Here is a 7,920-nt window from a genome sequence, read left to right on the forward strand (position 1 = left end):
AAGAATTCTTGGTATTTGGATTGAAAATCTGATCGGATGAGGAAGAGATGACCCGCCACATTAGCAGAAACGAGTTCGCAGTCTATCTGGGGCAGACCCTTAACGCGGCGCAATATCGCGATTATTGCCCAAACGGCTTGCAGGTGGAAGGGCGCGCCACCATTGGGCGCGTGGTCAGCGGCGTCACGGCCAGCCTGGCCCTGATCGAGGCGGCAGTGGAATGGCAGGCCGATGCCATCCTGGTCCATCATGGTTACTTCTGGCGCGGTGAAGACATGCGCGTGATCGGACAGAAGCAGCGGCGCCTGAAGCTGCTGCTGGGGCATGACATCAATCTGTTCGGCTATCACCTGCCGCTGGATTCCCATGCGGAACTGGGCAACAACGCACAACTGGCCAAGCGACTCGACTTTGACGCCACTGGCCGCTTCGGTGAGAACGACATCGGCTGGATCGGGCGCTGCCATGCGCCCGCCGTCAAGACGGCCGCCGACCTGGCGATGCTGATCGAAAAACGCTTGGGCCGCATGCCGCTGCTGATCGGCGATCCCCAGCAGGCCATCGGGCAGGTAGCCTGGTGTACCGGCGCGGCGCAGGGCATGCTCGGCGACGCCATTGAAGCCGGCGCCACCGCCTACATCAGCGGCGAGATTTCAGAACCGACCGTGCACCTCGCACGCGAGACCGGCACCGTCTACCTGGCCGCCGGCCATCACGCCACCGAGCGCTATGGCATCCAGGCGCTGGGGGAGCACGTGGCCAGGCACTTCGGTATCGAGCATCGCTTCATCGATATCGACAACCCCGTGTGAAAGGCGGGGCTGCTATGCATGTTGCTTCACTTGCCGTGTGAGGCAAGTGAAGCATTCTTGGGCAGGATGTGCGTCAGGCCTGCTTCTTGAGCGAATCGCGGATTTCACGCAGCAACAGCACGTCTTCCGGCGTTGGTGCCGGCGCGGCCGGTGCGGCTTCTTCATGCTTGGACGCCAGGTCGCGTGCCTTGTTGATGGCACGCACCATCTGGAAGATGATGAAGGCCAGGATCAGGAAGTTGATGAAGATGGTCAGGAAGTTGCCGTAGGCGAAGACCGCGCCGGCCTTCTTGGCTTCCGCCAAGGGCAGGCCATAGGCTTGGCCGTTCAGGGGCAGGTAGTAGTTGGCGAAATCCAGGCCGCCGAAGATCTTGCCGACGATGGGCATGATGATATCCTCGACCAGGGAGCTGACGATCTTGCCGAAGGCCCCGCCGATGATGACACCGACGGCCAGGTCGACCACGTTTCCCTTGATCGCGAAGGCGCGAAAATCCTTGAGCATGCTCATCCCTGGTTTCTCCTTTGAAAGTTGCTGTTTAAACATGAGGCGGGCTTACAACGGGTTATATCCTGCCCGCCAGCAAAAGTAAATCGGACAAGCACTGACGCCGCACTGCAAAAAAACTGAGAACGAGAGCAGATTGACAAGGGGTTGCGCTGCGTCAAATGTTCATTTTCGCAAGCCTGTACCATACCGGCCGTTAGCTACAAAACCCTATTCAGCTTATATATAATCAAAAAGTTGCATGAGGGTCACTTAGAAGGTCCACGCTAACTTACATTTGGAGATTGGGGTCTTTATGACTGACGAGAATCAGGTCGACGCGAGTCGACGAGGTTTGCTTGTTGCGACTTGTGCGGCCGGAGGTGTAGCGGGTTTGGCCACCGCTGGAGCATTCGTCTCCACCCTGCAACCTTCTGAACGCGCCAAGGCAGCAGGCGCACCGGTGGAAGTGGATATTTCTTCACTGGCTCCCGGTGAAATGCGCACCGTTGAGTGGCGCGGCAAGCCGGTCTGGATTCTCAAGCGCACCCCCGAAATGATCGAGTCCCTCAAGAAGACCGATGGCGAGGTGGCCGATCCCAACTCCAAGCGCACCGATTTCTCCGAAACGCCCGATTACGCCCTCAATGAGTGGCGTTCGCTGCGCAAGGACATCCTGGTCGTGGTCGGCATCTGCCCGCACCTCGGCTGCTCCCCCAGTTCCCGCTTCCAGAGCGGCCCGCAGCCCTCGCTGCCGGACGACTGGCATGGCGGCTTCCTGTGCCCCTGCCACGGCTCGACCTTCGACCTGGCCGGCCGCGTGTACAAGAACAAGCCGGCGCCGGACAACCTGCAAGTCCCGCGCTACATGTTTGAAGGCGATAACAAGCTCGTCATCGGCAAGGACGAGAAAGGGGAGGCCTGATCATGGGAGCATTTCACGAAAAGAAGCTGCCGGACGATGCGCCGGTAGCAGTCAAGGCCCTGAACTGGGTCGATTCGCGCTTTCCGCTGACGGCCACCTGGAAAGCCCACCTCTCCGAATACTACGCCCCGAAGAACTTCAACTTCTGGTACATCTTCGGCTCGCTGGCACTCCTGGTGCTGGTGATCCAGATCGTCACCGGCATCTTCCTGGTGATGCACTACAAGCCGGACGCCAACCTGGCCTTCGCCTCGGTCGAATACATCATGCGTGATGTGCCCTGGGGCTGGCTGGTGCGCTATATGCACTCCACCGGCGCTTCGGCCTTCTTCATCGTGGTTTATCTTCACATGGTGCGGGGCCTGCTGTATGGCTCCTACCGCAAGCCGCGCGAACTGGTGTGGCTGTTCGGCGTGGGGATCTTCCTCTGCCTGATGGGTGAAGCTTTCTTCGGTTACCTGCTGCCCTGGGGGCAGATGTCCTATTGGGGCGCACAGGTGATCGTGAACCTTTTCGGCGCCATTCCCTTCATCGGCCCGGACCTGTCGCTGCTCATTCGCGGCGACTATGTCGTTTCCGACGCCACGCTGAACCGCTTCTTCTCCTTCCACGTCATCGCCATTCCGCTGGTGCTCATCGGGCTGGTGGCTGCGCACATCATCGCGCTGCACGAAGTGGGTTCCAACAACCCGGACGGCGTGGAAATCAAGGAAAAGACCGACGATCGTGGCGTGCCGCTGGATGGCGTGCCTTTCCATCCGTATTACACGGTGCATGACATCTTCGGTGTCTCGATCTTCCTGCTGGTGTTTTCGGCCGTGGTGTTCTTCGCGCCGGAAATGGGCGGCTACTTCCTGGAGTACAACAACTTCATCCCGGCCGATTCGCTCAAGACGCCGCCGCACATTGCACCGGTCTGGTACTTCACGCCGTTCTACTCGATCCTGCGTGCCACCACGGCGGACTTCATGGGCTGGCTCATTGCCGGGGTGGCGTGCTATGTCGCCCTGCTGGTGTTCAAGTCGCGCCTGACGGCCAAGATGAAGATCGTGGCCATCGTGATCGGCCTGGCCATCATCGCCGGCATGCTGGTGTTTGATGCCAAGTTCTGGGGCGTGGTCCTGATGGGCCTGTCGGTGGTGATCCTGGGCGGCTTGCCGTGGCTGGATCATTCGCAGGTCAAGTCCATCCGCTATCGTCCCAGCTGGCACAAGTACGTGTACCTGGTCTTTGCCATCGCCTTCGTCATCCTTGGCTACCTCGGCGTGCAACCGCCGACGGCCATCGGCACCACCGTCTCGCAGGTGTGCAGCTTCATCTACCTCGGCTTCTTCCTGCTGATGCCCTGGTGGAGTGCTGCCGGTACCTTCAAGTCGGTGCCCGAGCGCGTCGTCTACCATCCGCACTAAGCCAGCCGCCAAAGGACAAGAACATGACATTGCTCAAGAAAGTGATTGCCGCGCTGGCCTTGCTGCCGGCGCTGGCCTGCGCCAACGAAGGGGGCTTCCCGCTGGATCATGCCCCGGACCGTACCAAGGATGTTTCCTCGCTGCAAAACGGGGCCAAGCTGTTCGTCAACTATTGCCTGAACTGCCACTCGGCCTCGGCCATGCGTTACAACCGCCTGCGCGACATCGGCCTGACCGAAGACCAGATCAAGAACAACCTCTTGTTCAGTGGGGAGAAGGTCGGCGACCTGATGAAGATCTCGATGTCGCCGCAGGACGCCAAGGCCTGGTTTGGCGCGACGCCGCCGGACCTGTCGGTGATCGCCCGGGCCAAGGCATCGGAGGCCGGCAGCGGTCCGGACTGGATTTATACCTACCTGCGCAGTTATTATACGGACGACAGCCGCCCCACCGGCTGGAACAACATGCTCTTCCCCAACGTCGGCATGCCGCACGTGTTGTGGGAATTGCAAGGTATCCGCAAGGCCAAGTTCGTCGAAGAGAAGGATCCTCACGACGCGAACAAGACCATCCACAAGTTTGCCGGCTTCGAGCAAGTCAAGCCGGGCAAGATGAGCGCGGCGGAGTATGACAACAATGTCGCCGATCTCGTTGCCTATTTGCAATGGATGGGCGAGCCGGCGCAGAATACGCGCAAGCGGCTGGGTGTCTGGGTGTTGTTGTTCCTGGGAATCTTCTCGGTATTGGCGTGGCGTTTGAACGCGTCCTATTGGAAGAACATCAAGTAAAAACGTACAATCACGCATCCGCGCAGTTTTTGCGGAATTGCGTATCGGGGTGAGCGTTATGCGTCTCGCCCCCCTTTTGTTTTTAGGGCTCTGAAAAAATGATGGTTCTCTATTCGGGCACGACCTGCCCATTTTCGCAACGTTGCCGCCTTGTCCTGTTCGAAAAGGGCATGGATTTCGAGATCCGCGACGTTGACCTCTTCAACAAGCCGGAAGACATCTCGGTCATGAACCCGTATGGCCAGGTGCCCATCCTGGTGGAGCGTGACCTCGTCTTGTACGAATCGAACATCATCAATGAGTACATCGATGAGCGTTTCCCGCACCCGCAGCTGATGCCGGCCGATCCGCTCATGCGTGCCCGTGCGCGCCTGATGCTGTTCAACTTCGAGAAGGAATTGTTCGTTCACGTGCACACCCTGGAAAATGAAAAGTCCAAGGCTGCCGAGAAGAACCAGGAAAAGGCCCGCCACGAGATCCGTGACCGCCTGACCCAGCTGGCACCGCTGTTCCTGAAGAACAAGTACATGCTGGGCGACGAGTTTTCCATGCTGGACGTGGCCCTGGCCCCGTTGCTGTGGCGCCTGGATCACTATGGCATCGAGCTGTCCAAGACTGCGGCGCCGCTGATGAAGTATGCCGAGCGCATCTTCTCGCGTCCTGCCTACATCGAAGCGCTGACCCCGTCCGAAAAGGTCATGCGCCGTTAAGCAGTACCGGCTGCACCGCCGCCTGGGCGGGGGTGCAGTTCCCGGAAGTTCAGATTGCTTTCCACCCCGGCCTTGCCGGCAGATGCGGTTCTTACCGGCGCATCGCACACCACACCAGTCATGCCAGAAGTCTCCACCAAGCCTTATCTGCTGCGCGCCATCTATGAGTGGTGCACCGACAATGGCTACACGCCGCACATCGCCGTGGTCGTCGACAGCAGCACCCGCGTGCCGATGCAATTCGTCAAGAATGGCGAAATCGTCCTCAACATCAGCTTCGAGGCCACCAGCGGCTTGAAGATGGAGAACGACAACATTCACTTCAGCGCCCGCTTTGGTGGTGTTTCGCGCGATATCCTGATCCCTGTGGAAAACGTGATCGCCATTTACGCCCGTGAAAACGGCCAGGGCATGGCGTTTGAAGCTCCCGTGCCGGCCACGGCCGAGGAGGCCCAGCAGGCTCCTGAGCAGGAAAGCAGTGCGCCTGTGCTGTCTTCGGTACCTGTTTCCGAACCTGAAAAGAAGCCCGCCGAGGGTAGCGACAAGGGCGACGATGATCCGGAACCACCGAAAAAGGGTGGCCGTCCTGTACTGACACGCATCAAGTAGGCTATAATCGCCGGCTGAAGTTTTTGCTGGCTTAGCTCATCTGGTAGAGCACCTGACTTGTAATCAGGGGGTGGCGGGTTCAAGTCCTGCAGCCAGCACCAGTATTTAAAAGGCTCTCCGACCGGAGAGCCTTTTTCTTTTGCTTCGCAATTCTAATCTTGCTTCGCAATTTTTCCACTTAGCGCATGTTGCTTTAAATCAATTGCATTTGCCCCCGCTCTCTCTTCGGTGCTGTTGAGCTCGAAGGTTCTGAATAGCGTCATGTTATTGCGCATATTTCAGAGCTGATGCAATTGGTTGAGGAAGCGGGCGCAAATTTTCTTCAAAGTGGCTAGTATTTTTGTAACCCCGGTGCTTCAGCCGTGTCGCTTCATTGAGATAGGCGTCAGCTGCCGCTGCGAGCAGATTGCTATCGGAAGTTGGATCTTCGTGCGAAGGCCCGTGTTCTTGGCGTGGTCGAAGGAGCGAGCGATACAGACAAACCTGCGTCCGTTCCCAAAGGTCGAGCGAACATCACCATTCACGGCGGCGTCGGACAACAAATTCACGGGGAGACCTTTAAGAAGGTCGTGGGCCCTCAGATGGTCAAAGCCCCGTCTAAGAAAAAGTCATGAAATGGAGTAGTGCCTCTTCGATGTGATAGATGGCTGCGTTGAGGGTTATTTTTACGAAGTAGGGTGGTAATGGTAGGGAAAATTAATATTCGCGGAAACGTTTCTCAGCTCATCAATGGGAATGTGCATAGTATCAGTGGCCCAACGACCATTGGTACTCGGAATTCGAGTGAAGTAATAGACGCGGAAGATCCTCCACGGATCACTGAATTCCAGCGGAAAAGAATCAACGTATTAGTGAAAGAGTTGTCTGCCATTTCCGGTGAAAAGGAAGTCGAAATTTATAAGGTCTTTATGAAAGACTTTGGAATTCGATATTTCCGCGAGCTCCCGATTGAGCATTATTCGACCGTGAAAGAAACGCTAGAGGAATGGATTTCGGCTGGTGCTGCCAAAGCAGGTCCGGTTGCGGTACCAGAGGTGGTGAAAGCACACAGTGAAAGAGTGCAACATCAACTTGGATGTCCGGCTTGCATTGAAAAGGACGCATCTTTCGGACGTGCTCAAAGGGAGATAATCGCGCTGCGAGTTTTGGCTTTTGCGCTCGCGCTGTTATGCGGATGGCTGCTCTACAAGATACCAGCTCAAATGTAGTTTTGACTGGGTACTGGTGAGAGCCTTATCGTTTTTATAGTTACTAGCGACTTTAATTTTGTTAGCTGTGCCTGCGGTAATGTTGATATCAGCGCATTTCGAGGTGGTGCCTGTATTGTTCTCCCGCCACCCGTCGGCTCAAGTCCAAATAACGACATGCCTTGTGCTGCGATAGCTCCCGTCACGTATTGCTTTCCAGTGCTTCGTGCCGACCGCGGTGGCCATCATTTTTCGGTTTGCCCACTTCAAGCCATTGGCAGCAACTGCTCGGTTACCAAGCGTTTAAGCTTGTCGTTTTTGGATTCTAGATTTCTGAGTCACTACGCATGCGAGACATCTATACCGCAAAACTCATTTCTGCAGCGGTAAAAATCCTGCTCCGTAATGTTGTGCCGTTTGGCACAGATCTACTGTCGGAATCCATCTGCTCTCGGCTTCCTTCAAGATGCTGATGATCTGTTCGTCCGTAAATGCATTCTTCATTGAGTTTTCCTTGGCGTTAGCATAGATAACTCAAGTATCGGTGATTAGAAAAATCATCTCAGGTCAGTCAAGCCTGGCTATTTTGATCAACTAGCAGGTTGCCGTGGTGGGAACGGTCACAGCCGTCCAGAATCTACGCAGAGCGGCTTGTCGCGTACCTTTAAGCACTCCCTTTACAACCGCCTTGCTTGAACACTCGCTCAGTCGTTGCTGGACTATTCACGAGCTTTTCCACGGGCCTTCGAGGACGTGCGACCAGTTCGCCGCCGCAATTAGGGCAACTGCCTTTCAATATGTCGATAGTGCAATCAGTACAGAAGGTGCATTCGAAGGAACAAATCCTTGCCTCAGTCGATTCTGGCGGGAGGTCTTTATCGCAGCATTCACAGCTGGGTCGTAATTCAAGCATTTTAAAGTGGACCCCGAATTTGAGACACTGATTTAAGCTGTCGTCCTGGAAGGGATGACGAGAATGAGTGAAGCAAAGAA

At 56.4% G+C, this 7,920-nt stretch carries 9 protein-coding genes, 1 tRNA gene and 1 pseudogene; 8 read left to right on the plus strand and 3 right to left on the minus strand.

Annotated elements, in window-relative coordinates:
- Positions 1 to 47 precede the first annotated feature (47 nt).
- On the plus strand, positions 48 to 812 hold the full coding sequence (locus tag CEJ45_RS20300; RefSeq protein WP_088756893.1) for a Nif3-like dinuclear metal center hexameric protein: 765 nt from the start codon (positions 48 to 50) through the stop codon (positions 810 to 812).
- A 73-nt stretch (positions 813 to 885) separates the two neighbouring features.
- Here the strand turns inward: CEJ45_RS20300 and mscL are convergent, their stop codons facing one another.
- The gene (gene mscL / locus CEJ45_RS20305) at positions 886 to 1,323 is read right to left on the minus strand and encodes a large conductance mechanosensitive channel protein MscL (protein WP_088756894.1); all 438 of its coding nucleotides are present in this window, start codon (positions 1,321 to 1,323) and stop codon (positions 886 to 888) included.
- A 292-nt stretch (positions 1,324 to 1,615) separates the two neighbouring features.
- Between mscL and petA the strand changes: the two genes are divergently transcribed.
- The 7 genes from petA (at position 1,616) to CEJ45_RS24645 (ending at position 6,948) form a co-directional block, all read left to right on the plus strand.
- On the plus strand, positions 1,616 to 2,224 hold the full coding sequence (gene petA / locus CEJ45_RS20310) for a ubiquinol-cytochrome c reductase iron-sulfur subunit (protein WP_034330802.1): 609 nt from the start codon (positions 1,616 to 1,618) through the stop codon (positions 2,222 to 2,224).
- 2 nt (positions 2,225 to 2,226) lie between these two features.
- Entirely contained in the window at positions 2,227 to 3,633 is a 1,407-nt protein-coding gene (locus tag CEJ45_RS20315; RefSeq protein WP_088756895.1) for a cytochrome b, read from the plus strand.
- A gap of 23 nt (positions 3,634 to 3,656) precedes the next feature.
- Positions 3,657 to 4,421, plus strand: a complete 765-nt coding sequence (locus tag CEJ45_RS20320) for a cytochrome c1 (RefSeq protein ID WP_034330805.1) — start codon at positions 3,657 to 3,659, stop codon at positions 4,419 to 4,421.
- A gap of 98 nt (positions 4,422 to 4,519) precedes the next feature.
- Positions 4,520 to 5,131: a glutathione S-transferase N-terminal domain-containing protein gene (locus tag CEJ45_RS20325; RefSeq protein ID WP_017453790.1), complete on the plus strand. Its 612-nt coding sequence runs from the start codon at positions 4,520 to 4,522 to the stop codon at positions 5,129 to 5,131.
- A 120-nt stretch (positions 5,132 to 5,251) separates the two neighbouring features.
- On the plus strand, positions 5,252 to 5,740 hold the full coding sequence (locus tag CEJ45_RS20330) for a ClpXP protease specificity-enhancing factor (RefSeq protein WP_088756896.1): 489 nt from the start codon (positions 5,252 to 5,254) through the stop codon (positions 5,738 to 5,740).
- A gap of 25 nt (positions 5,741 to 5,765) precedes the next feature.
- Positions 5,766 to 5,841, plus strand: a tRNA-Thr gene (locus tag CEJ45_RS20335).
- A 582-nt stretch (positions 5,842 to 6,423) separates the two neighbouring features.
- The gene (locus CEJ45_RS24645; RefSeq protein ID WP_134040406.1) at positions 6,424 to 6,948 is read left to right on the plus strand and encodes a hypothetical protein; all 525 of its coding nucleotides are present in this window, start codon (positions 6,424 to 6,426) and stop codon (positions 6,946 to 6,948) included.
- Between the two features lie 184 nt (positions 6,949 to 7,132).
- Here CEJ45_RS24645 and CEJ45_RS25390 read toward each other — a convergent pair.
- Both CEJ45_RS25390 and CEJ45_RS20345 read right to left on the minus strand, forming a co-directional pair.
- A pseudogene (locus CEJ45_RS25390) lies at positions 7,133 to 7,431 on the minus strand (transposase); the annotation flags it as partial.
- A gap of 160 nt (positions 7,432 to 7,591) precedes the next feature.
- Positions 7,592 to 7,840 (minus strand): DUF1272 domain-containing protein, encoded by a 249-nt coding sequence (locus CEJ45_RS20345; RefSeq protein ID WP_006461603.1) that lies wholly within the window; start codon positions 7,838 to 7,840, stop codon positions 7,592 to 7,594.
- Positions 7,841 to 7,920: the final 80 nt, after the last annotated feature.

It is taken from the genome of Herbaspirillum aquaticum, assembly GCF_002213425.1.
Taxonomy (GTDB): domain Bacteria; phylum Pseudomonadota; class Gammaproteobacteria; order Burkholderiales; family Burkholderiaceae_D; genus Herbaspirillum; species Herbaspirillum aquaticum.

Bases quoted from the DNA above. Each gene is read 5' to 3' on its own strand.
- CEJ45_RS20300 (WP_088756893.1), top strand. From the start codon at position 48: ATGACCCGCCACATTAGCAGAAACGAGTTCGCAGTCTATCTGGGGCAG.
- mscL (WP_088756894.1), bottom strand. From the start codon at position 1,323: ATGAGCATGCTCAAGGATTTTCGCGCCTTCGCGATCAAGGGAAACGTG.
- petA (WP_034330802.1), top strand. From the start codon at position 1,616: ATGACTGACGAGAATCAGGTCGACGCGAGTCGACGAGGTTTGCTTGTT.
- CEJ45_RS20315 (WP_088756895.1), top strand. From the start codon at position 2,227: ATGGGAGCATTTCACGAAAAGAAGCTGCCGGACGATGCGCCGGTAGCA.
- CEJ45_RS20320 (WP_034330805.1), top strand. From the start codon at position 3,657: ATGACATTGCTCAAGAAAGTGATTGCCGCGCTGGCCTTGCTGCCGGCG.
- CEJ45_RS20325 (WP_017453790.1), top strand. From the start codon at position 4,520: ATGATGGTTCTCTATTCGGGCACGACCTGCCCATTTTCGCAACGTTGC.
- CEJ45_RS20330 (WP_088756896.1), top strand. From the start codon at position 5,252: ATGCCAGAAGTCTCCACCAAGCCTTATCTGCTGCGCGCCATCTATGAG.
- CEJ45_RS24645 (WP_134040406.1), top strand. From the start codon at position 6,424: ATGGTAGGGAAAATTAATATTCGCGGAAACGTTTCTCAGCTCATCAAT.
- CEJ45_RS20345 (WP_006461603.1), bottom strand. From the start codon at position 7,840: ATGCTTGAATTACGACCCAGCTGTGAATGCTGCGATAAAGACCTCCCG.